The sequence below is a fragment of the Kitasatospora sp. NPDC001225 genome (genome assembly GCF_053597855.1).
On sequence record NZ_JBSFJC010000052.1, the window covers coordinates 13,365 to 34,194 of the forward strand.

Annotated in this window: 17 protein-coding genes; 9 read left to right on the forward strand and 8 right to left on the reverse strand. The window is 73.9% G+C overall.

The window, feature by feature from the left end; genetic code table 11:
- Positions 1 to 617: 617 nt before the first annotated feature.
- On the reverse strand, positions 618 to 2,063 hold the full coding sequence (locus ACWDCZ_RS19440) for a purine-cytosine permease family protein (RefSeq protein WP_449816497.1): 1,446 nt from the start codon (positions 2,061 to 2,063) through the stop codon (positions 618 to 620).
- A 72-nt stretch (positions 2,064 to 2,135) separates the two neighbouring features.
- Between ACWDCZ_RS19440 and ACWDCZ_RS19445 the strand changes: the two genes are divergently transcribed.
- From ACWDCZ_RS19445 to ACWDCZ_RS19455, 3 genes are all read left to right on the forward strand, one after another.
- Positions 2,136 to 2,807 (forward strand): TetR/AcrR family transcriptional regulator, encoded by a 672-nt coding sequence (locus ACWDCZ_RS19445; RefSeq protein WP_387974579.1) that lies wholly within the window; start codon positions 2,136 to 2,138, stop codon positions 2,805 to 2,807.
- Between the two features lie 93 nt (positions 2,808 to 2,900).
- Positions 2,901 to 4,535, forward strand: a complete 1,635-nt coding sequence (locus tag ACWDCZ_RS19450) for an amidohydrolase (protein WP_449816498.1) — start codon at positions 2,901 to 2,903, stop codon at positions 4,533 to 4,535.
- Between the two features lie 217 nt (positions 4,536 to 4,752).
- Positions 4,753 to 6,132, forward strand: a complete 1,380-nt coding sequence (locus ACWDCZ_RS19455) for an erythromycin esterase family protein (protein WP_449816499.1) — start codon at positions 4,753 to 4,755, stop codon at positions 6,130 to 6,132.
- Positions 6,133 to 6,256: 124 nt separating this feature from the next.
- Here the strand turns inward: ACWDCZ_RS19455 and ACWDCZ_RS19460 are convergent, their stop codons facing one another.
- Positions 6,257 to 7,474: an amidohydrolase gene (locus ACWDCZ_RS19460; protein ID WP_449816500.1), complete on the reverse strand. Its 1,218-nt coding sequence runs from the start codon at positions 7,472 to 7,474 to the stop codon at positions 6,257 to 6,259.
- Positions 7,475 to 7,652: 178 nt separating this feature from the next.
- Between ACWDCZ_RS19460 and ACWDCZ_RS19465 the strand changes: the two genes are divergently transcribed.
- Both ACWDCZ_RS19465 and ACWDCZ_RS19470 read left to right on the forward strand, forming a co-directional pair.
- On the forward strand, positions 7,653 to 8,144 hold the full coding sequence (locus ACWDCZ_RS19465) for an HPP family protein (protein ID WP_375875281.1): 492 nt from the start codon (positions 7,653 to 7,655) through the stop codon (positions 8,142 to 8,144).
- A gap of 392 nt (positions 8,145 to 8,536) precedes the next feature.
- Positions 8,537 to 9,457, forward strand: a complete 921-nt coding sequence (locus ACWDCZ_RS19470) for a LysR family transcriptional regulator (protein ID WP_074004558.1) — start codon at positions 8,537 to 8,539, stop codon at positions 9,455 to 9,457.
- 188 nt (positions 9,458 to 9,645) lie between these two features.
- On the opposite strand, the gene ACWDCZ_RS19475 is transcribed toward ACWDCZ_RS19470, so the two are convergent.
- The gene (locus tag ACWDCZ_RS19475) at positions 9,646 to 10,416 is read right to left on the reverse strand and encodes a GNAT family N-acetyltransferase (RefSeq protein WP_449816501.1); all 771 of its coding nucleotides are present in this window, start codon (positions 10,414 to 10,416) and stop codon (positions 9,646 to 9,648) included.
- Between the two features lie 53 nt (positions 10,417 to 10,469).
- Positions 10,470 to 11,270, reverse strand: a complete 801-nt coding sequence (locus ACWDCZ_RS19480; protein ID WP_049651648.1) for a crotonase/enoyl-CoA hydratase family protein — start codon at positions 11,268 to 11,270, stop codon at positions 10,470 to 10,472.
- 163 nt (positions 11,271 to 11,433) lie between these two features.
- Between ACWDCZ_RS19480 and ACWDCZ_RS19485 the strand changes: the two genes are divergently transcribed.
- On the forward strand, positions 11,434 to 12,768 hold the full coding sequence (locus ACWDCZ_RS19485; RefSeq protein ID WP_449816502.1) for an aminotransferase-like domain-containing protein: 1,335 nt from the start codon (positions 11,434 to 11,436) through the stop codon (positions 12,766 to 12,768).
- A gap of 1,300 nt (positions 12,769 to 14,068) precedes the next feature.
- Here the strand turns inward: ACWDCZ_RS19485 and ACWDCZ_RS19490 are convergent.
- Positions 14,069 to 15,037: a helix-turn-helix transcriptional regulator gene (locus tag ACWDCZ_RS19490; protein WP_049651650.1), complete on the reverse strand. Its 969-nt coding sequence runs from the start codon at positions 15,035 to 15,037 to the stop codon at positions 14,069 to 14,071.
- A 112-nt stretch (positions 15,038 to 15,149) separates the two neighbouring features.
- Here ACWDCZ_RS19490 and ACWDCZ_RS19495 point away from each other — a divergent pair, with 112 nt between their 5' ends.
- The gene (locus ACWDCZ_RS19495) at positions 15,150 to 15,710 is read left to right on the forward strand and encodes a DinB family protein (RefSeq protein WP_449816516.1); all 561 of its coding nucleotides are present in this window, start codon (positions 15,150 to 15,152) and stop codon (positions 15,708 to 15,710) included.
- Between the two features lie 99 nt (positions 15,711 to 15,809).
- On the opposite strand, the gene ACWDCZ_RS19500 is transcribed toward ACWDCZ_RS19495, so the two are convergent.
- Positions 15,810 to 16,025, reverse strand: a complete 216-nt coding sequence (locus ACWDCZ_RS19500; protein ID WP_449816503.1) for a heavy-metal-associated domain-containing protein — start codon at positions 16,023 to 16,025, stop codon at positions 15,810 to 15,812.
- A gap of 452 nt (positions 16,026 to 16,477) precedes the next feature.
- Here ACWDCZ_RS19500 and ACWDCZ_RS19505 point away from each other — a divergent pair, with 452 nt between their 5' ends.
- Entirely contained in the window at positions 16,478 to 17,176 is a 699-nt protein-coding gene (locus ACWDCZ_RS19505; protein ID WP_107418866.1) for a DUF3152 domain-containing protein, read from the forward strand.
- 208 nt (positions 17,177 to 17,384) lie between these two features.
- Positions 17,385 to 18,323 carry a glutaminase gene (locus tag ACWDCZ_RS19510; protein ID WP_369808293.1) on the forward strand — a complete coding sequence of 313 codons (939 nt, stop codon included), beginning with the start codon at positions 17,385 to 17,387 and terminating at the stop codon, positions 18,321 to 18,323.
- Between the two features lie 112 nt (positions 18,324 to 18,435).
- Here the strand turns inward: ACWDCZ_RS19510 and glmS are convergent, their stop codons facing one another.
- On the reverse strand, positions 18,436 to 20,262 hold the full coding sequence (gene glmS, locus ACWDCZ_RS19515) for a glutamine--fructose-6-phosphate transaminase (isomerizing) (RefSeq protein WP_449816504.1): 1,827 nt from the start codon (positions 20,260 to 20,262) through the stop codon (positions 18,436 to 18,438).
- Between the two features lie 126 nt (positions 20,263 to 20,388).
- Entirely contained in the window at positions 20,389 to 20,664 is a 276-nt protein-coding gene (locus ACWDCZ_RS19520; RefSeq protein WP_049651654.1) for a hypothetical protein, read from the reverse strand.
- Between the last annotated feature and the right edge of the window lie 166 nt (positions 20,665 to 20,830).

Genomic DNA, 20,830 nt, shown 5'->3' on the forward strand with positions numbered 1-20,830 from the left:
CACCACCTCGCCCACCGGCAGCGCAACGTCCGCCCCGACCAGCGCGACCACAGAACCACCCACGCCCCAGCGCGAACCTCACTCGCCGCCAGCGACAGCACCGAACCGACTGCCCCCAACCGCCCGGCTCAGGGCCGACCGCAAACAGTGCAGACCCGGCCCCCGAGCCGGCGGAATCACCACCCAACCCGCCCCGCGGCAGCGCAGCCGGGCCACGACCAGCAGCCCCGACCGGCGTCACACCCACCAACGACGCATCAGCACGGCGTGCTGAACCACCACCGCCGTCACCATGCCCACCCACAGCGCGAGGTCCACCCTGGTCGGTCGGCCAACCGACGCGGAAACGGCGGCCCGGCGTACAGATCCGCCACCACCACGCCTACTGGAAGCGCGCGGTCTCCCCCGCCCGGCCCAGCCACAGAACCGCCCACGCCCCAGCGCGAACCTCACTCGCCGCCCGCGACAGGCACCGAATCGGCTGCCCGACCCACGACCAACCGCCCGGCCCACAGCTGGCCGCCACGGGCAGGTCACCCACCAACCCGGCCGCCCGGCCGCCCGGGCGGTGGAAGCACTCCCACCCGCCCTGCGGCGCGCACGCGGCCGGACCGGCGTCACCCCCGCCGGCGAGGCATCAGCACGGCGTACAGGACCGCCGCCACCACCATGCCGACCGGCAGCGCGACGTCCGCCCCGGCCAGGGCGGCCAGTGGGCCGGTGTAGAGGGTGTCCACGCCGAGGGCTGCGGCTGTGACGCCGCCCGTGAGGGCGATGGCGCCGGCGGGGTTGACGCCGGCGCGGTACCAGAAGGGGCTGCCGGGGCGTTCGTCGCCGAGGGCGCGGCCGTCGTAGCGGTTGCGGCGGAGCAGGATGTCGGTGGCGTAGACGGCGGTGCTGGGGCCGAGGAGGACGACGGTCAGCTGGAGCACGTTGCTGACGGTGTCGAGGAAGTTGGAGACCAGGAGGGCGTACAGCGTGAGCGAGACGGCGACCGCGCCGTCGAGCAGCACGCTGCGGGTGCGGCGGATGCGGATGCCGACGGCTTGGAGGGCGAGGCCCGCGCTGTAGGCGGTGAGGGCGTTGACCGCGATGGTGCCGACCACCAGGGAGAGCAGGAAGACCGGGTTGAACCAGCCGGGCAGGATCTGCCGGAGGGCGGCCTGCGGGTCGGTCATGTCGACGGCGGTGGCGCCGAGCACGCCGAGGCCGCCGACCACCACGCTGGGCAGGAAGCCGCCGAGGGCGGTCCAGCCGAGGACGGCGCGCGGGGCGGTGGTCGCGGGCAGGTAGCGGGAGAAGTCCGCGCTGGTGGTGTAGGAGAGCGGGCCGGAGGCGATCAGGGTGACGCCGGCCAGGACGGGCGCCCAGAGTCGGCCGCCGGTGAGGGGTTCGGGCTGGGTCCAGCCGGGGTCGGCGTGGGTGACGATCGCGTAGCCGACCACGGCGAAGGCGGCGGTGAGGGCGAGGGTGATCGGCAGGTAGAGCCGGACGATCAGGGCGTGCCCGTAGACGCTGATGGTGAGGGTGAGTACGACGATCACGATCACGATGGCGATCTTGATCGGGGTGGTCGGGGTGATCCCCGCCTCCTCGGCGAGCGAGAAGGCGGCGACGGCGGCCGCGGCGAGGTTCAGCGCGAAGTAGCAGACGGAGATCATCCAGCCGGTGACCGCGTTGTTCACCCGGTTGCCCCGGATGCCGTACATGGCGCGGGTGATCACCTCGCTGGGCGCGCCGGCGGCCGGTCCGGAGACCGCGAGCAGGCCGGTGCCCAGCCAGAACAGGTTACCGAGGACGACCACGGCGAAGGCCTGCCAGAGGCCGAGGCCGCTCAGGACCAGGGCGCCGCCGACCACCAGGTTGAGGTAGTTGACGCTGGCGGCCGCCCAGACGGGGAACAGTTCGCGGGCGCGACCGCGTCGCTCGGTCTCGGGGATGTGGTCGATGCCGTGGACCTCGACCCGGCCGCCCGGTTCCCGCTGGGGCGGGGCGGCGGGGTGCGCCGGGTGGTCCGGGTGGTCCGGCGAGGTGTGGGGGTGGTCCGGGAGCGTGGACGTCATGCGGGGGCCCTCCGTGGGGGTGTCGTGCCCACCTGCTTGCTTATTGGTCGCACACTCAATAGCATCCGCCCCATGACGTCAAGCGTTCAGCGCAAAAGGGTTCGCAAGTCCCCCGAGGACCGCCGGGCGGAGATCGTCGGCGCCGCTGCCGAGGTCGCCCTCACCGAGGGCCTGGAGTGCATCACCCTGCGCCGGATCGCCGACCAACTGGACGTCCGCCCCGGCCTGATCAGCCACTACTTCCCCGCCGTGGAGGACCTCGTCGCCGAGGCCTTCGGCAGCGCCGCCACCGCCGAACTGGAGGCGCTGCTGCCCGCCGACCCGCGGGACGGGTCCCCGTTGCGGCACCTGGCCCGCTTCTTCGCCCGCACCACCGGCCCGTCCTACGACGACGTGAGCCGGCTCTGGCTCAACGCCCGCCACCTCAGCCGCTACCGCCCCGTCCTGCGCGACCGCGTGCTCGACCAGGAGGCGGACTGGCGCGGCCGGCTCGGCGACGTCATCGCCGCCGGGGTCGAGCAGGGCGAATTCCGTACCACCGACCCGGTGTTGACGGCCGTCCACATCCTCGTCGTGATCGACGGCCTGGCCGTCCACGCCAACACCGGCCTGCGCAAGGACCCGTACGCCGCCACCCGGCTCGCCGCCGCCACCGCCGAACGCGAACTGGGCCTGACCGACGGCGCACTGGCCTCTGCGGACCCTGCGGACGCACCGGAGACCCCCGCCCCCGAACAGCCCTGACCACCGCCCCAGCCCCCGACCCCCTCAGCTCCCTCAACCCCCTCAAGCCCCGCCGACACCACGCCCCCACCCCGAAGCACCACTGGAGTCGAAGTGCGCACCTCCCTGGTCCTCCTCTCCGCCCGTCTGCTCGACCCCGCCTCCGGCGGCTTCCTCCCGCAGACCGCCCTCGCCGTCGTGGACGGCCGGATCGCCGCCCTCGGCGACGACCGCACCGTCCGCGAACTCACCGACCCCGCGACCACGGTGATCGACCTCAAGGGCGCCGTGGTCACCCCTGGCCTGGTGGACGGCCACCTGCACCCGGTCACCGGCGCCGAGCTCACCCAGGGCCTGGACCTCTCCGGCTGCACCGACCTGGCCGGCGTCCGCGCCGCCCTCGCCACCGAGGCCGGACGCCTCGCCCCCGGCGCCTGGCTGCACGCCTGGGGCCTGGACCCGAACGTCTTCGGTGACCGCCCGGTGGAGTCCGCCGCCCTCGAGCCCGTCCTGGACGGCGTTCCGGCGCTGCTCCAGCTCTTCGACGCCCACTCCATGCTCGCCAGCCCGCGCGCCCTGGAGCTGGCCGGCGTGGACGGCCCGCGCCGCTTCGACCAGGCCGCCGAGGTGGTCTGCGACGCCGACGGCCGCCCCACCGGCCTGCTGCTGGAGGACGCCGCCTGCGAGCTGGTCGAGCGCGCCGCCCCGCAGCCCACCCGCGCCGAGCGCCGCGCCCGCCTGGCCGCCGCGCTGCGCGCCATGGCCGCCGCCGGCCTCACCGGCGGCCACGCGATGGACGCCAACGGCGACAGCCTCGACCTCTACACCGAGCTGGACGAGGCCGGCGAGTTGCCGCTGCGGCTGCGCGTCGCCCCCTGGTGCCAGCCCGGTGTGGACGCGGACGGCCTGCGGGCGCTGATCGGGCAGCAGGGCCGGGGCGGTCGGCTCTGGCGGGTGGACGGCGTGAAGCTGTTCATGGACGGCACGATCGACAACGGCACGGCCTGGCTGGAGCGCCCGGACTGCCACGGCGAGTCCACCCACGCCTTCTGGCCGGATCCGGCGCACTACACCCGCGTCGTCCGGGAGCTGCACCAGGCCGGGGTGCCGACCGCCACCCACGCGATCGGCGACGCCGCCGTACGGCACGCCCTGGACTCGATCGGGCCGGCGGCGGACGGGGGGACGACGCACGGGGGGTCCCCCGTCCGCCACCGGATCGAGCACATCGAGACCGTTCCGGACGCGGTGGTCCGGCGCTTCGCCGAGCTGGGCGTGGTCGCCTCCATGCAGCCCACCCACTGCTGCGACTTCACCCGGGCCGACCACACCGACAACTGGTCCCGCCGCCTCGGCGAGGAGCGGGCCGACCGCGCGTGGCGCTGCCGGGACCTCTGGGACGCGGGCGCCACGGTCGTCCTCGGTTCGGACTGGCCGATCGCCCCCTACCCGCCGCTGGGCGTCATGGCGGGCGCCCGCCACCGCCGTCCCACCCGCGACCTGAGCCAGGCCCCGCACAACCCCGGCCAGGCGCTCACCGCCCTGGAGGCCCTGCTGGCGATGACCGCCAACGCCGCCCACGCGGCCGGCGAGGAGCAGCTGGCGGGCCGGATCACCGTCGGCCACCGCGCGGACCTCACCGTGTTCGCCGCCGACCCGCTCACCACCCCGGCCACCGAACTGGCGGACCTCCCCGTCCTGTTGACCGTCCTGGACGGCCGACCGACCCACCGCTCCGCCACGCTCTGAACCCGCACCCGGCACCGGCCCCGGCACACCCCCGCGCACGGGTGTGCCGGGGCCGCCCGGGGGTTATCCCCCTGGTCGATCCGGCGGCACTCCTCAGCGCGCCGAAGCCCCCCGGTGATCGACTATTCATTGACCGGCACGTTCGCCGGCGAACCACTCGAACCACCGCGGCCGTTCCGACAGGTTGACGGTTCGACGAATTTGAGGAGCCCCCGAAGTGACCGTACGCAGCGAGATGCACGGCAAGCCCATCGGTCGACGCGCCCTGCTGGCCGCCACGGCGGCCGTCGCGACCACCGCCCTGCTCGCCCCAGCGGCACACGCGGACCAGCCCGGCACCGACAAGGTGACGAACAGTCAGATATCCACCGTGGTCCGCGAACTGAACGGTCTCGCCCACCCGTTGCGGTCCACCGAGCCCGGGGGCCGGACCACCGACCTGCGTCCGCTGGGCGCGATGATCGGCGACGCCAAGGTGGTGGGGCTCGGCGAGGCCACGCACGGCGCCCACGAGTTCTTCACCATGAAGCAGCGGGTCCTGCGCTACCTGGTCGAGGAGAAGGGCTTCACCGCCTTCGCCCTGGAGACGAGTTGGTCCTCCGGTCTGCGGATCGACGACTACGTCCAGGGCCGCACCGGCGGCGACGCCCGACAGCTGGTCAAGGAGACGATGGGCAGGTCCCCGTGGGAGCGCCAGGAGTTCGCCGACCTGATCGACTGGATGCGCGACCACAACCGCGAACACCCGCAGCACCCGGTCCACTTCGTCGGCGACGACCTGGACTTCCCCGCCATCGGCGACCAGCTCTTCGACCGGGTGACCTCCTACGTCCGCGAGGCCGCCCCCGCGTCGCTGCCGCGCCTGGAGCAGCTGTACGCCGGGCTGCGCCCGTTCGACGACGCCATCGGCTACATCACCACGCGCCCGCTCGCCGAGCGGCGGCAGAACGCCGCCGTGGCGCAGCAGACCCTGGAGCTGGTCACCGCGGCCAGGGGCGAGGGCGGCGAGGCGTACGACTGGGCGGTGCAGAACGCCCGGAGCATCGCCCAGACCTTCACCTTCACCGCCATGAACCTCGAGGACAACAGCGAGGTGGCCGCGATGCAGAACCTCCGCGACCGCGCCATGACCGACAACACCCTCTGGTGGCAGCGCCGCACCGGCGGGAAGGTGCTGCTGTCCGCGCACAACGGCCACGTCGGCTACCAGAGCAGCGACCCCGAGCTCTACCCCAAGACCCAGGGCTCGTACCTGCGCGACGCCCTCGGCGCGGACTACCTCGCCGTCGGCTTCACCTTCGACCGCGGCTCCTTCCTCACCAAGGACGACCCGTTCGCCGCCGCCTGGAAGCCGGTCACCGTTCCGCCGGCCACCGCGGACATGAACGAGTACCCCCTCGACCGGGTCCGCTACCGCGACTACTACGTCGACCTGCGCTCCGCCCCGCCGGCCACCCGGTCCTGGCTGAACACCGCCCGCCCGACCTACGACGCCGGGACGGAGTTCCGCAGCGACCCGCTGCCGCGCCTCGCGATCGGCACCGCCTACGACGCCCTGGTCCACCTCCACGAGACCAGCGCGGCCCGCACCCTCTGAGCATCGTCGCCGGAGCGCCTCTCCGTCGGCACGGGCCGCACAAGGCGCGGCCGCACGGTCGACGGGGAGGCGCCCGCCGACCGCACCACCGACGGGGAGGCCCTCGCCGGCCGCGGGACGCCCGTCAGCCCGTGAACCGCCCGTCCCGCGCCACCACCCGGCCCGCGCGGACCACCAGTTCACGCGCCGGCAGGTCGATCACCACCTGCGGCAGGCACTCGCCCGTCACCAGCATGAAGTCGGCGGGCGAGCCCGGCTCCAGGGTCACGGCCGGCAGGTCCAGCAGTTCGGCGCCGCCGTCGGCCGCCAGGGCGAAGCAGTCGGCGAGCTGCTCGTCGGTGCGGGCGTCGGTGGTCCAGCCGAGCAGGTGGGCGCGGTGCAGCGGGTCGGCGTTGCCGTACGGGCTCCACGAGTCGCGCACGCCGTCCGAGCCGAGCCCGACCCGCACCCCGTGCGCCCGCAGCTCGCGGAACGGCAGCACCTGGTGGGCCGAGGGCGCCACGGTGGTGAGGCCGACGCCGGACTCGGCCAGTTCGGCGGCGAGGTCGGCGAGCGAGGCGCCCGCCAGCTCCGGGACGCAGAAGGCGTGGCTGACGACCACCCGCCCGGCCAGTCCGGCCGCCCTGGTCCGCGCGGCGATCTCGCGCAGCGGGCCGAGGCCGCGCTCGCCCCGGTCGTGCAGGTGGATGTCGAGGCGCAGTCCGTGCTGCTCGGCCAGGCCGAACAGCAGCTCCAGCTGGGCGGGCCCCTCGCCGTCCGGGCCCTCGGCCGGGACGGCGTCGAAGCCGGCCGGGTCGATCCCGCCGATGGCGTCGACCAGCCCGCTGGCCGCCGCCTCCGCGAGCAGCGCGCCCGCGCCGGGCGTCCGCCGGACCCCGTGCTGCGGGAAGGCCACCAGCTGGACGTCCAGCGCGCCGGCCAGCCGCTCGCGCGCCTCGGCGAGCCCGGTCACCCCGGCCAGCCCGTACGCGGGCGCCACGTCCACGTGGGCCCGCACGGCGCGGGTGCCGCGTGTCACGGCGTGGCTCAGCAGCCGGTGGGCACGCTCGGCGAGCGGGGTGCGCTGGTGCCGGTGGAGGTCGACGTCGCCCTGCACGTACTCGGGCAGCGAGCCGGCCGGGCGCCGGCTGTACCAGGGCTCACCCCAGGCCGTCTTGTCCGGGTGGATGTGCGCGTCCACCAGGGTGGGCAGCGCGATCCGGCCGCCGCCCTCGACCACCTCCGGCACCGCCCCGGCCGGCACCCGCTCGGCCAGCAGGCCGTCCACGACGATCAGGTCGACGGCCCGGTCGGCACCGTACGGGCGGACGTCCCGGAAGACGGTGACGGAAGGCGTGGTCATGGGCTGCTCTCTCTCGCTCTGGTTCCGCGGCTCGCTCTGGATCCCCGGCTCGCTCTGGATCCCCGGGTGGTCCTGCCCCCTGGACGGAATGTGCCCGACAGGCAAAACGTCCTACCTTTCATTCAACAGTCTGTTTATCATCTCCGGGTCCCCGTCCCTCGTCCGGAGTAGCTCACGCATGTCCACACCACCGCCCGCCGCCACGCCCGGACGGCACCCGCTGCACGCCCTGCGGGCCACCGTCTTCGCCATCGGCGCCCTGCTCCTGCTGGTCGGGGTGGGAGTACTGCTCGACCAGCCACTGCTGATCCCGCCCCTGGCCGCCAGCGCCGCACTGGTGCACGGCGCGCCCGGGCTGCCGATCTCGCAGCCGCGCAACCTGGTCGGCGGGCACCTGATGTCGGCCCTGATCGGCTTCGCCACCCTCGCCGTCACCGGCAGCACCACCTGGGGCGCGGCCGTCGCCGCCGGGCTCTCGCTCGGCGCGATGATGCTCACCCACCTCTCGCACTCCCCGGCCGCGGCCACCGCCGTGATCGTGGTCCTGCAGGCGCCGCACCCCGTGCCCTTCCTCCCGCTGCTCGTCCTGGCCACCGGGCTGCTGGTCGTGATCGGCCTGCTGCCCGGCCGGATCGGCGGGCACCCGGTCCGCTACCCCGTGTCCTGGTGACGGCCGCGCCGTACTGACCGGCTCTCCACTCTCCCGCCGAACGCCGACGGCCGGGTCATCCGATCGGATGACCCGGCCGTCATCCGTTCCACCCGGCACGGACACCCGCTCCACCCGCGCCACAGCGAGCGCTCCCGGCACGACGCACCCCGAGCATCGGCGCGCCGCCCACCCACTCCCCCTCCGTCGTACGTCACCGCTCTTGCACGGAACTGCTCCTGCACAGATGCGGGTCGACACCCGCCCGCCGCTCCCGCCACAGCGTCCGGAACGCCGGCGGGGTCAGCGGGCGGGTTGCCGCCCTGGGCCCTGGTCCGATGATCGATCCCCCGCAACACCCAAGTCAATCCGCCGATTTACTGGGACCCCTCCAAGCGATACCTTGGGTCTCCGTGACCATTGACGACCTCCGCGTCTTCGCCGCGGTCTGCCGGGCCGGCTCGCTCAGCGCCGTCGCCCGCGAGCTGAACTGCACCCAGTCCGCCGTCAGCCAGCACGTGAAGCGGCTCGAACGGGAGGTCGGCCTCGCCCTGATCGAGCGCCACCCGCGCGGGGTCGTCCCCACCGCGGCGGGCAGCCTGCTGCGCACGGCGGTCGCCACCGGCCTCGGCGGCATCGACCACGCGCTGCACCGGATCGCCGAACTCTCGCGCGGCGAGGGCGGATCCGTCCGGATCACCACCGGGGCCACCAGCATCCGGCACTTCATGTCCGCGGCCGTGGTGGACTTCCGGCGGCGCTTCCCCCGGGTCAGCCTGGAGTTCCAGACCGAGGTCTCCAGCCGCAGCTGCCTGGAGTCGCTCAACGCCGGCCGGGTCGACCTCGCCTGGATCACCCTCGGCGCCCCGGCCCGGGGCATCGACCAGCAACCGGTGGTCGACCTGCCCTGGGTGCTCGCCGTCACGGCAGGCGACCCGCTCGCCGCCCGGGACCGGATCTCCCCCGCCGACCTCCAGGACGCCCGGCTGATCGGACTCCCGCAGAACTCCGTCTCCCGCTCCCAGGTCGAGTCCTGGCTGGGGAAGTCGGGCATCCGGCCGGTCTTCGACACCAGCGTCGCGGACTGGGACACCGCGATCCTGCTCGCCGAACTCGGCCTCGGCCACGCCGTCGTCCCGGCCCTCCCGCAGTGGCAGGGCCCCGGCCACCCCGGCCTGCGGCTGCTCCCGCTGCCCGACCTGCCCGCCCTCACCGCCGGGTGGGCCGTCCGGGACTGGGAGAACCTCGGCCCGCTCGCCCGCGCCTTCGCCGACACCGTCGCCGCCCACTGCGGCCGCGAAGCCCCGCCGGCCGTCGATCCGGAAACGGCCTGACCCTTTCGTGCCCCGCCCCCGCCCGTTACCCGGAGCTCGCCGTCCGCAGCGGAGCGAAGTCCTCCAACAGGCCGCGCACCCGGCCCCCGCCCGCACGGCGAGCGCCACCTCGAAACTCAACTGCCTTGGCAGCTCCCGCCGGCGGAGCAGACCGTGCCACCGCCCTGCGCCCCGACCGTCACCGACCGTCACCGACCGTAGAAGGCGTGACCGCGCCCGATCTCCTCGAAACCCCGGCGGCCGTACCACTCACGCGGCCAGTCCACCGCGTCCGCGAGCAGGAACAGCTGCGGGACACCGGCCTCGGCCGCCAGCGCCAGGCTGGTCGCCAGCAGGGTGTCGCCGTGCCCCGCGCCACGGTGCCGCGAACCGGTCACCAGGTCCTCCAACTGGCCGAGTCCGACGGCTGGTTCGAGGTAGAGGTCGCTCCAGGCCGCGACCTCGCCGACCGGCGTCCGAGCGGCCAGGAAGTGCACCCGCTCGGCACCACGCAGCCGGGCGGAACGGCGGTCGGTGAGCTGCCGGGCGAGCTCCTCGTCCTCGATCCACTCCCGCTGCTGGCGCAGCACCGCCTCCCGTACCTCGGCCAACTCGACGGGGAGCGCGGCTGGTTCGGGCCGCCGGCAGCCGAGCGTCGACCGGGCCAGGACCACCACGCTCTCCCGCTCCCACCCCGCCGCCGCCAGCACCGGGGCGGCCCGCTCGCCCGACTCCGGGTCCAGCACCGTGACGCGGTACCGGTGGCGGCGCCCCAACCACCGGGCGGCCAGCTCGGGCAGCGCCGCCGGGTCGGTTCCCGGGCCCTCGACGATCAGCTGGTTGTGCTCCTCCGATTGACCGAACGCCGCGTCCCGGACGGCGAACACCCCGGGGAACTCCGGCAGTTCGACGGTCTCCGCCGCCTGGCGGCGGGCGAAGGCGGCGCGGAAGGCGGTCACACGGGCGAGTAAATCCGACATCCCGCCATGATCAGCCCCCGGTCGCCCGCCGACAACAACTTTCCGGTACCGCCTCAGGATTCCGCACCGGAGGACGAGCTGCCACCGGAGGACGAGCGGTCCAGGAAGCGCCGGATCCCGTCCCGTACACCGTCCGTCGGCACGGTCGCCGCGAAGGCCGCCGCTTCCACCGCGAGCCCCTCGTCGATCGGCAGGTTGATGCCCCGGGTCACCGCCCGCAGGCAGGCGGCCACGGCGGTCGGCGCGTGCCGGATGATCCGCTCGGCCAGATCCCGTGCGGTGTCCAGCAGTTCGTCCGCCGGGACGACCGAGTTGACCAGGCCGATCTCGGCGGCGCGGGCGGCCGGGACAGGGTCACCGGTGAGGATCATCTCCAGGCCGCGCTTGCGGCCCACGTGCCGGGGCAGCCGCTGCGAGCCGCCGAAGGGCGGCGGGAAGCCGAGCGAGATCTCGGGCTTGGCGAAGGTCGCGTGCTCGGCCGCGACGGCCAGCGGGGCGGCCTCGGTGATCTCGCAACCACCGCCGAAGGCAAGGCCGTTGACGGCCACGATGACCGGCTTGGGGAACTCCTCGATCCGCCGGGTGAGGGTGTGCCCGCGCCGGACGAACTCGCGCAGCGCCCGCTCCGGCCCGCCCGCGATGCTGGCCGCCAGCGACGGGATGTCGGCACCCGCACTGAACGCCCGCCCGCCGGCCCCGGTGAGGATCACGGCGCGGACGGTGTCGTCGGCGTCGATCCGGTCGAGCTCGGCGAGCAGCGCGTCGATCGTCGGGTAGTCGAGGGCGTTGAGCTTCTTCTCCCGGTCGATGGTGAGGGTGACGACGTGCCGGTCCCGCTCGCTGCGGATGGTCATGGGCGCGTGCTCCGTTCCTGGCCTCGCTGCTGGATGTGACGAGGCTAGGAACACCGGCCCAGGACAATCCACTTATTGTCCTGGATACACTCCGGTACGCACCCGTCCACGCCTGTGCACGCCCGTGCCCGGACCGTCCACTCCCCGGAAGGGCAGGTGACCCGTGCGACCGCCCTCCTACAAGGCCATCGTCGACGAGTACGCGACCGCCATCCGCTCCGGCGCGCTCCCGGCCGGCACCCGGCTGCCGACCCACCGCACCCTCGCCCGCGAGCGGCGGATCGCCCTCGCCACCGCCACCCGGGTGTACGCCGAACTCGCCGCCGCCGGGCTGGTGGTGGGCGAGCAGGGCCGCGGCACCTTCGTCCGGCTGCGCTCCGGCTACGACGGCCTCGAACCCTCCCGCGCGCTCCCGGTGCCCCGGGTGGCCGACCTCTCCTTCAACCAGCCGCTCTCCCCCGGGCAGGGCGACCAGCTGCGGCAGGCCCTGCGCGCGCTCGCCTCCTCGGGCGACGCCGAGGCCCTGCTGCGCCAGCACCCGCCGGGCGGCCACCGGCACGACCGGGCCGCGGTGGCCACCCACCTGCTGGACCGCGGGATCGACACCGCGCCCGAGAACGTCCTGCTCACCAGCGGGGCGCAACAGGCCCTGGACTGCGTCCTGCGCACGCTCACCCGCCCCGGGGACGTCCTCGCCGTGGACGCGCTCGGCTACCCGGGCATCAAACTGCTCGCCGCCGCCCACGGACTGGACCTGGCGCCCGTCCCGGTCACCACCGACGGCCCGGACCTCGACGCACTCGACCGGCTCTGCCGCACCCGGCCGGTACGGGCGGTGTACACCCAGCCGACCGTCCACAACCCGCTCGGCTGGGTGCTCGCCCCGGCACAGCGCGAGCGCCTCGTCCGGCTCGCCGCCGACCACGGCTTCACCCTCATCGAGGACGGCACCTACGCCTTCCTGGAGGCCGCCCCGCCCCAGCCCCTGCACGCCCTCGCCCCCGAGCGCACCTGCTACCTGGCAGGCCTCTCCAAGAGCGTGGCACCGGGCCTGCGGTTCGGCTTCGCCGTCCTGCCCGACCACCTGCTCCGGGCCGCCACCACCAGCCTGCGCGCGGCGGCCTGGGGCGCCCCCGGCCTGATCACCGCCCTCGCCACCGGCTGGCTCACCGACGGCACGGTCGCCCGGCTGGAACAGGAACGCCGCACCGACGCCGCCGCCCGCCAGTCCATCGCCCGCACGGCCCTGACCGGCCTGACCACCACCGCCCACCCCACCTCCTACATCCTCTGGCTCACCCTCGAACCCCACCAGCGCCCCGACCACGCAGCCGCCGCCTTGGCCGCCGAAGGCATCCTGATCTCCACCGCCGACGCCTTCGCCACCACCCCCCACCACCCCAACGCCCTCCGCCTCGCCCTCGCCACACCCCCACTCCCCACCCTCCCCACCGTCCTCACCCACCTCCGCACCACCCTCGAAGCCATCGCCCCCTGACCCCCCACCACCAAAAGCCGACGGCCCCGACGTCCCACTCCACCTGCCAACCCGCCACGAACTCGAACCCACCCAGACCGGCGCCAGAAGTCGACGGGTCCGACTTCCTACTCCGCCATGCCGCCACAGCTGCACAGACCGGAAACACGGCATTCGATGGCAAGGGCACACTCACCGGCCACACCAGCACTCGGCCCAGGCGACTTCCGACGCCAGCACCGACACCGGGCCGAGGCGCTAACGCCCCAACGGCCACCCGTCAGAAGTCGGCCAGGCCGACTTCCTACTCCGCCACAACGGGCCGTCGTCCGACCATGGCGAGCGCCAGAACAGCAGACCACGACAAAGCAGCCGCCGGAACGCTGCACCACACCCCTTGCCGACGCCAGAAGTCGACCAAGCCGACTTCCCACGCCACGACCCGCCACCGCCCCCCACGCCCACGCCCACGCCAAATGCCATTGGGCCTGAACCCGCCCAGGGCCCGCGCCAAAAGTCGACGGGTCCGATTTCCCACGCCACCTACCGGCCCGCCACAAACCCGAACCCGCCCAGGGCGGCACCAGAAGTCGACGGGCCCGACTTCCTGCTCCACCAACACCGGCCATGCCGCCACAGCTGCTCAGACCGGAAGTACGGCATTCGGTGGCCGGGGCACACTCGCCGGTCACACCGGCACTCGGCCCGGGCGACTTCCGACGCCGGCACCGGGCCGAGGCGGTGATGTGCCGATGGCCACCCGCCAGAAATCGGCCCGGTCGACTTTCCACACCGCTAACCGCCCCCGGCCGCGCCCCGGGGAGGGAGCGAACGCGAAGGCCGAGGCCGAGGGCAAGGGCAAGGGCAAGGCCGAAGGTGAGGACAGAAGCGGAGCAAGATGCGCGGACCGTCAGCACCAGAAGTCGGCCGGGCCGACTTTCCACGCCACCCCCCACCCCGGCCGCAGCCCAGGGACAGGGGCGAGCACCGGAGCCGGGCAAGCAACAGCCAGGCGTAGCGGGGTGCGCGGACTGCCGACACCAGAAGTCGACCGGGCCGACTTCCTACTCCGCCGCAACGGGCCGTCGTCCGACCATGGCAAGCACCGAAGCAGCAGACCACGACGAAGCGCCCGTCAGAACGGCGCACCACGCCCCTTGCCGACGCCAGAAGTCGGCCGGGCCGACTTCCCACGCCACCAACCGCCCCCGGCCGCGCCCCAGGGACAGGGGCGAGCACCGGGGCCGGGCAAGCAACAGCCAGGGGCAGCGGGGTGCGCGGACTACCGACACCAGAAGTCGGCCAGGCCGACTTCCTACGCCTACTCCCCCTCCGCCGCTGCGCGGGCGAAGCGGGTGCTCCAGTCCGTGAGCAGGGTCCGGAGGGCGTCCGGGGCGAGTACCTGGAATTCGGCGCCCAGGGAGCCGAGGGCCATGGCGGGCCAGTCGAGCGAGTCGGCGGTCATCCGTAGGCGGCAGCGGTGCGGGGTGACGGGTTCCACGGTGCCCCAGCGGCCGACGCGGGCGCGGACGAACTCCGCCGGTGCCTCGATCAGGGCCTCCACCTGGTGCGGTCGGGGCATCCTGTTGAGGCCCGCGCGGACGAATTCCGCCGCGTCGGCCGCCGGGAGGGTCCGAGGGGCGAAGCGGGCGCCGCTGCCGGTCGGGGCGGTGAGGCGGTCGAGGCGGAAGCTGCGCCAGTCGGCCCGGTCGAGGTCGTACGCGACGAGGTACCAGCGGCGGTTCAGGCAGACCAGCCGGTGCGGTTCGACGTGCCGGTCGGTACCGCGCCCGTCGGCGGCCGTGTACGAGAACCGCACCCGCTCGCCGTCCCGGCAGGCGAGTGCCACCACCGTCAGGACGTCCGGGTCGACGCCCGTGCCCGTCCTCGTCCCCCAGTCCACCGGGACGGTGACCGCGCGCAGCGCCTCGACCCGGCGGCGCAGCCGGGCCGGCATCACCTGGACCACCTTCGCCAGCACCCTCGCCGAGGCCTCGGCGACGCCCTCGACCGGGCTCTCGGCCGCCGCCTGGAGGCCGACCGCGAGGGCGACCGCCTCCTCGTCGTCGATCACCAGCGGCGGCAGCGCCGCGCCCGCCGCCAGCTGGTAGCCGCCGTCGACGCCGCGCTGCGCCTCGACGGGGTAGCCGAGTTCGCGCAGCCGGTCGATGTCGCGGCGCAGGGTGCGGACGGAGACGCCGAGCCGGTCGGCCAGTTCGTCGCCCGGCCAGTACCGGTGGGTCTGGAGCAGGGAGAGCAGTCGCAGCGTCCGCGTGCTGGTGTTCGCCATACGTCGATTCTCCCTGGGATTCAGGACAGGAAGTGACCGCAATGGTCCGTAGCGTTGTTCTTGTCCGAGGGAGCAGGAACCCGTAGCAGGAACCCAGCGAAAGGCCATGACGATGACCACGACCACCACCCCCGCCGCCGCCACCCCCGCCGCCACGCAGAACCTCACCGGCGAGCGCGCCGACCTCCTTGCGGCCCTGGAGAAGCAGCGGCACTTCCTGCGCTTCACCACCCGCGACCTCACCGACGAGCAGGTCGGCCTGCGGACCTGTGCGAGCGAACTGTGCCTGGGCGGCCTGATCAAGCACGTGACCAGCGTCGAGCGGCTCTGGGCGGAGTTCATCGTGCAGGGCCCGTCCGCGATGCCCGACTTCACCGCCTGGACCGAGGAGGACTTCGCCCGCCGCGCGGACGAGTTCCGCATGCTGCCGGGCGAGACGCTGGCCGGTGTCCTCGCGGCGTACGCCGAGGTGGCCGTGCGCACCGACGAGCTGGTGGCCACCCTCCCCGAGCTGGACGCCACCCAGCCGCTGCCGAAGGCCCCGTGGTTCGAGGCGGACGCCGAGTGGTCGGCCCGCCGGGTGCTGCTGCACATCGCCAACGAGACGGCCCAGCACGCCGGTCACGCCGACATCATCCGCGAGTCCCTGGACGGCGCGAAGAGCATGGGCTGAGCCCGGCCTGCGGGACAGCGGCGGGGCCCGTCGACGACAGCCGACGGGCCCCGCGCCCCCTGCACCGCGCTCCCGGACCGCCCCGCCCCGGAACCGCCCTCAGTCCTGCCCGACGAAGGTGAACCCGGCCCCGTCGACGATGCGGCGGACCAGGGCCTCGTCCAGCGGCTGCGCGGAGGCCACGGTGACCCGGCCGCTCGGCGCGTCGGCACTGACGTCGGTGACGCCCGGCAGGACGGCGAGCCCGGCGCTGACTGTCTTCTCGCAGTGGCCGCAGCTCATGCCGTCGACGGTGAAAACAGCGGTGGTGGACATGACGGCGCCTCCGATGGCAGCTCGCTCGGGACAGGGCCGACCCGGACGGATCGACCCGCCCTACGACACCCGAATCCGACGGCGCCGCCCAGGGACACGCCGCCGGGGTGACACCATCGAGCGGTTCCGGGAACCACCCGGGCCTCCCGTCCGACAGGGGCCGGCACCGTGGCGCACGCCACCGCCCGAACCGCGAAGGCGTCCCGTACCGCGAAGGCGCCCTGAACCGCCGCCGCGCCCCGCCCCGTTCCTCCAGGTACCACCCTTTCGCACGACCGGGCGACGGCCCGGTCGCCGATCGGCCGCCCCGGCCCGCCGATCCCGTCCTGGAGCACTTCCGCCATGTCCACCCTGGCCCCGATCCACGCCCGACCGGACACCACCGCCCTCCTGATGGCCCACGCCGCCCTGCGCGGCGTGTACGGCCATCTGGCCGCGGCGGGAGCGGGCCGGTGAGGGCGCCCGCGCGGCTGCGCCGCTGGAAGCCCCGGCACGCTCTGCCCGCCCTCGCGCTGGTCGCGGCGCTGACCGCCGGGCTGCTCTGGTGGCAGCCGTGGAGTGGCGGGGACGGTGACCGGCTGGCGTTCACCACCGCGCCGGGCGGCTCCGCCCGCTTCGGCACCGGCGAGCACCTGTACCGCTACAAGGTGCGGGTGGAGGACGGGATCGCGGAGAGCCCGGCGCAGTTCGCCGCCGAGGTCGACGCGGTCCTCGGCGACGTCCGGCACGGCTGGGCGGCCGGCGGCACGGCCTCGTTCCAGCGGATGCCCGCCGACCCGGTGGACTTCACCGTCTACCTGGCCACCCCGAAGTCCACCGACCGGATCTGCGGCCAGTACGGGCTGGACACCGGCGGCTGGGTGAACTGCGGCGTCACCCACCAGGTGGTCGTCAACCTCACCCGCTGGACCGAGTTGTCCGAGTTCTACCAGGGCAGGCCCGAGCAGTACCACGCGCTGGCCGTCAACCACGAGGTCGGTCACATCCTCGGCAACGGCCACGTCGACTGCCCCGGCCCGGGCGCCCCGGCGCCGGTGATGATGCAGCAGATCAAGGGGCTGCACGGCTGCGTCCCCAACGGCTGGCCGTACTCGGACACCGGCACCCTGCTCACCGGCCCGCCCGTCCAGGCCCCCACCAACGCCCCGTAGCCGGCCCGCACGCCGCCGCACACCGCCGCACACCGCCGAGCGGCACAACCCGGCACCGACGGCCTCACGACACCGCACGGAGCGAACCACCCACCCCCCTCCCGACCCACCCGCCCGAAACACGGATAATCCTGGTCGGACCGGACGCACCCGCACCGCGCGCCCGGTCCCGGTCGTGTTCCCAGTCGGTGCCGGTGGAGGAGAAGCGTTGAACGGTGTGCCCGGCGGGGAGTACCTGGACTGGCCGGTCCTGCTGGAGGCCGCCGAGGCGGCCGCCCGGGCGACCACGGGCCGGGGCCGGGTCGCCGACTACATCCCGGCCCTCGCCACCGCCGACCCGGAGGCCTTCGGCATGGCCGTCGCCACCGTCGAGGGGGAGCTGCACGGTGTCGGGGACTGGCAGCGGCCGTTCTCCGTCCAGAGCGTCTCGAAGCTGTTCTCGCTCGCCCTCGCGGTGGCCTACGGCGGTGACACCCTCTGGCAGGGCGTCGGCCGCGAGCCGTCCGGCAACCCGTTCAACTCCCTGGTGCAGCTGGAGACCGAGCACGGCATCCCGCGCAACCCGTTCATCAACGCGGGCGCCCTGGTGGTCACCGACCGGCTCCACACCATGACCGGCGACGCCTCGGGCGCGGTACGGGAGTTCCTGCGCCGCGAGTCCGGCAACCCGCTGCTGGACACCGACCCGGTGGTCGCCGCCTCGGAGGCCGAGCACGGCCACCGCAACGCCGCGCTGGCCCACTTCATCGCCAGCCACGGCAACCTGGAGAACCCGGTCGAGACCGTCCTGGAGCACTACTACGCCCACTGCGCCGTCGCGACCAGCTGCCGCGACCTGGTGCTGGCCGGCTCCTTCCTCGCCCGGTACGGCGTGCGCGCCGACGGCACCCGGCTGATGTCCCGCAGCGAGACCAAGCGGATCAACGCCGTCCTGCTCACCTGCGGCACCTACGACGCCGCCGGCGAGTTCGCGTTCCGCGTGGGCCTGCCCGGCAAGAGCGGCGTCGGCGGCGGCATCCTCGCGATACTCCCCGGCCGCGCCGCCGTCTGCGCCTGGGGCCCGCGCCTGGACCAGGCCGGCAACTCCGTCGCCGCGGTCGCCGCCCTGGACACCCTGACCACCCTCTCCGGCTGCTCGGTCTTCTGACCCGCGGACAGCGGAACGCGGGCCCCGGCCGTCCGCACAGCGACCGGGACCCGCGGGTCCGTGACGAGCGCCCTCCGCTCCGAGGACGCCCTCCCCCGAGGCTCCGGGGGGACTACTCCACCGTCACGCTCTTCGCGAGGTTGCGCGGCTTGTCCACGTCCCGCCCCAGGGCGACGGCGGCGTGGTAGGCGAGCAGCTGGAGCGGGATGTTGAGCAGCAGCGGGTCCAGCTCGGGCTCGCTCTTGGGCACCAGGATGCAGTGGTCCGCGAGCTTCTCCTCCGGCCGCCGGTGGCCGACGGCGATGACCCGCCCGGAGCGGGCCTTGATCTCGCCCAGCGTGGTGAGGTTCTTGTCCAGCAGCTCGTCGTCCGGAACCAGTGCCACGGTGGGCAGTTCGGGGCTGATCAGCGCCAGCGGGCCGTGCTTGAGCTCGCTCGCCGGGTAGGCCTCGGCGTGCACGTAGGAGATCTCCTTGAGCTTCTGCGCGCCCTCGCGGGCCACCGGGTAGCCGCGCACCCGGCCGATGAACATCATGCCCGCGGAGTCGGCGTACTCGGCGGCGAGTCCGGCGATGGCCTCGCTCTGCTCCAGCACCTCGCGGATCTGGTCGGGCAGCGCCTTGAGCGCCGAAACGATCCGGCGCCCGTCGGCGGGCGACAGGTCGTGGATGCGCCCGAAGTGCAGGGCGAGCAGCGCGAAGGCGACCACGGTGGAGGTGAACGCCTTGGTGGAGGCCACCGAGACCTCCGGACCGGCGTGCAGGTAGATACCGCCGTCACACTCTCGGGCGATAGCACTGCCCACCGTGTTGACGACGCCGAGCACCCGGCCGCCCTTGCGCTTGACCTCCTGGACGGCGGCCAGCGTGTCGTAGGTCTCGCCGGACTGGCTGACCGCGACGTACAGGGTGTCCGCCTCGATCACCGGGTTCCGGTAGCGGAACTCGGAGGCCGGCTCGCTGTGCGCGGGGATCCGGGCCAGCTCCTCGATCAGCTGCGCGCCCATCTCGCCCGCGTAGTAGGCCGATCCGCAGCCGAGGATCTTCACCCGGCGGATCTCGCGCAGCTCCCGGGCGTCCAGGTTGAGGCCGCCGAGGTGCGCGGTGGCGAAGCGCTCGTCGAGCCGGCCGCTCAGGGTGCGCTCGACCGAGCCGGGCTGCTCGTGGATCTCCTTGAGCAGGAAGTGCTCGAAGCCGCCTGTGTCGTAGGAGTCGACCTCCCAGTCCACGGTGGACGGCTGGCGGTGCGTGGTGCGGGCGTCCTCGGTGAAGGTGCGGAAGCCGTCGGCCCGGACGGTGGCCAGCTCGCCGTCCTCCAGGTGGACGACCTGGCGGGTGTAGCGGACCAGCGCGGAGACGTCCGAGGCGGCGAACATCTCCTTCTCGCCGATGCCCAGCACGATCGGGCTGCCGTTGCGGGCGACGACGATCCGGTCCGGCCGCTCGGCGTCGAGCACCGCGATGCCGTAGGTGCCGACCACCCGGCCGAGCGCGGCCCGCACCGCGTCCTCCAGCTCGACGCCCTCGGCCACGTTCGCGGCGATCAGGTGGGCGAGCACCTCAGTGTCGGTCTCGGAGCGGAACACCGCGCCGTCGGCGGCGAGCTTGGCGCGCAGCTCGTCGGCGTTCTCGATGATGCCGTTGTGGACGACGGCGATCCGCTCGGCGTTGTCCAGGTGCGGGTGCGCGTTGGCGTCACTGGGGACGCCGTGGGTGGCCCAGCGGGTGTGGCCGATGCCGGTGGTGCCCTTGAACCGGGCCGGTACGGCCGCGGCCAGGTCGGCGACCCGGCCCGTCACCTTGCGGAGCTTGATCCCGCCGCTGCGCCCGGTGACGGCGACACCGGCCGAGTCGTAGCCGCGGTACTCCAGCCGCGCCAGCCCCTCCAGCAGGAAGGGGGTCGCGTCCTTGGGGCCGATGTAGGCCACGATTCCGCACATGCGTGGTCTCCTCTTCGAAGTCTTCGGAAGGTCGGGAACGAGGGCGGTCAGCCCGCTGAGGGCCGTGAGGGCAGTCAGCCCGCTGAGGGCAGCGAGCGCGATGAGGGCGACGGGCGCTCGGCCGCCTCAGCCGTAGACGATCCGCCGCAACTGGCGGGCCGAGAGCTCCGGCGCCGAGACCCGGCGCTGCGGCAGCTCCTCGGTGAGCCGGGCGAAGATCCGCTCGTTGGTCAGACCGCGTGCCTGGAGCTCGGTGTGGCGGCGGCGCACGTACTCCTCGGTGCTCTCGGAGAAGTACGCCAGCACCTCCGCCACGACCCGCGCCGCCTCCCGGGGCCCGAGCGGGCTGGTCCGGGTGAGGTGGGCGAGGAGGTCTTCGTGGGGGTGGGGTGAGCTCGGCACGAGTGTGGAGCCTAGGTCGGGCCGGCCGCCGAAGCCAAAGTTTCTGCCCGAAATCGGGCAGACATTACGACTTTCAGACCACATCCACGACTCCTTCACATTCGGCCGTCGAACGGCCACCCGTTCGCCCCCGTTCTCGAAAGCCCCTTGAAGCGGCGCCAACTCC

Excerpts from the sequence above, each read along its gene's own strand:
- ACWDCZ_RS19460 (WP_449816500.1), bottom strand. The coding sequence starts at position 7,474 with ATGACCACGCCTTCCGTCACCGTCTTCCGGGACGTCCGCCCGTACGGT.
- ACWDCZ_RS19440 (WP_449816497.1), bottom strand. The coding sequence starts at position 2,063 with ATGACGTCCACGCTCCCGGACCACCCCCACACCTCGCCGGACCACCCG.
- ACWDCZ_RS19500 (WP_449816503.1), bottom strand. The coding sequence starts at position 16,025 with ATGTCCACCACCGCTGTTTTCACCGTCGACGGCATGAGCTGCGGCCAC.
- glmS (WP_449816504.1), bottom strand. The coding sequence starts at position 20,262 with ATGTGCGGAATCGTGGCCTACATCGGCCCCAAGGACGCGACCCCCTTC.
- ACWDCZ_RS19490 (WP_049651650.1), bottom strand. The coding sequence starts at position 15,037 with ATGGCGAACACCAGCACGCGGACGCTGCGACTGCTCTCCCTGCTCCAG.
- ACWDCZ_RS19445 (WP_387974579.1), top strand. The coding sequence starts at position 2,136 with ATGACGTCAAGCGTTCAGCGCAAAAGGGTTCGCAAGTCCCCCGAGGAC.
- ACWDCZ_RS19480 (WP_049651648.1), bottom strand. The coding sequence starts at position 11,270 with ATGACCATCCGCAGCGAGCGGGACCGGCACGTCGTCACCCTCACCATC.
- ACWDCZ_RS19495 (WP_449816516.1), top strand. The coding sequence starts at position 15,150 with ATGACCACGACCACCACCCCCGCCGCCGCCACCCCCGCCGCCACGCAG.
- ACWDCZ_RS19475 (WP_449816501.1), bottom strand. The coding sequence starts at position 10,416 with ATGTCGGATTTACTCGCCCGTGTGACCGCCTTCCGCGCCGCCTTCGCC.
- ACWDCZ_RS19465 (WP_375875281.1), top strand. The coding sequence starts at position 7,653 with ATGTCCACACCACCGCCCGCCGCCACGCCCGGACGGCACCCGCTGCAC.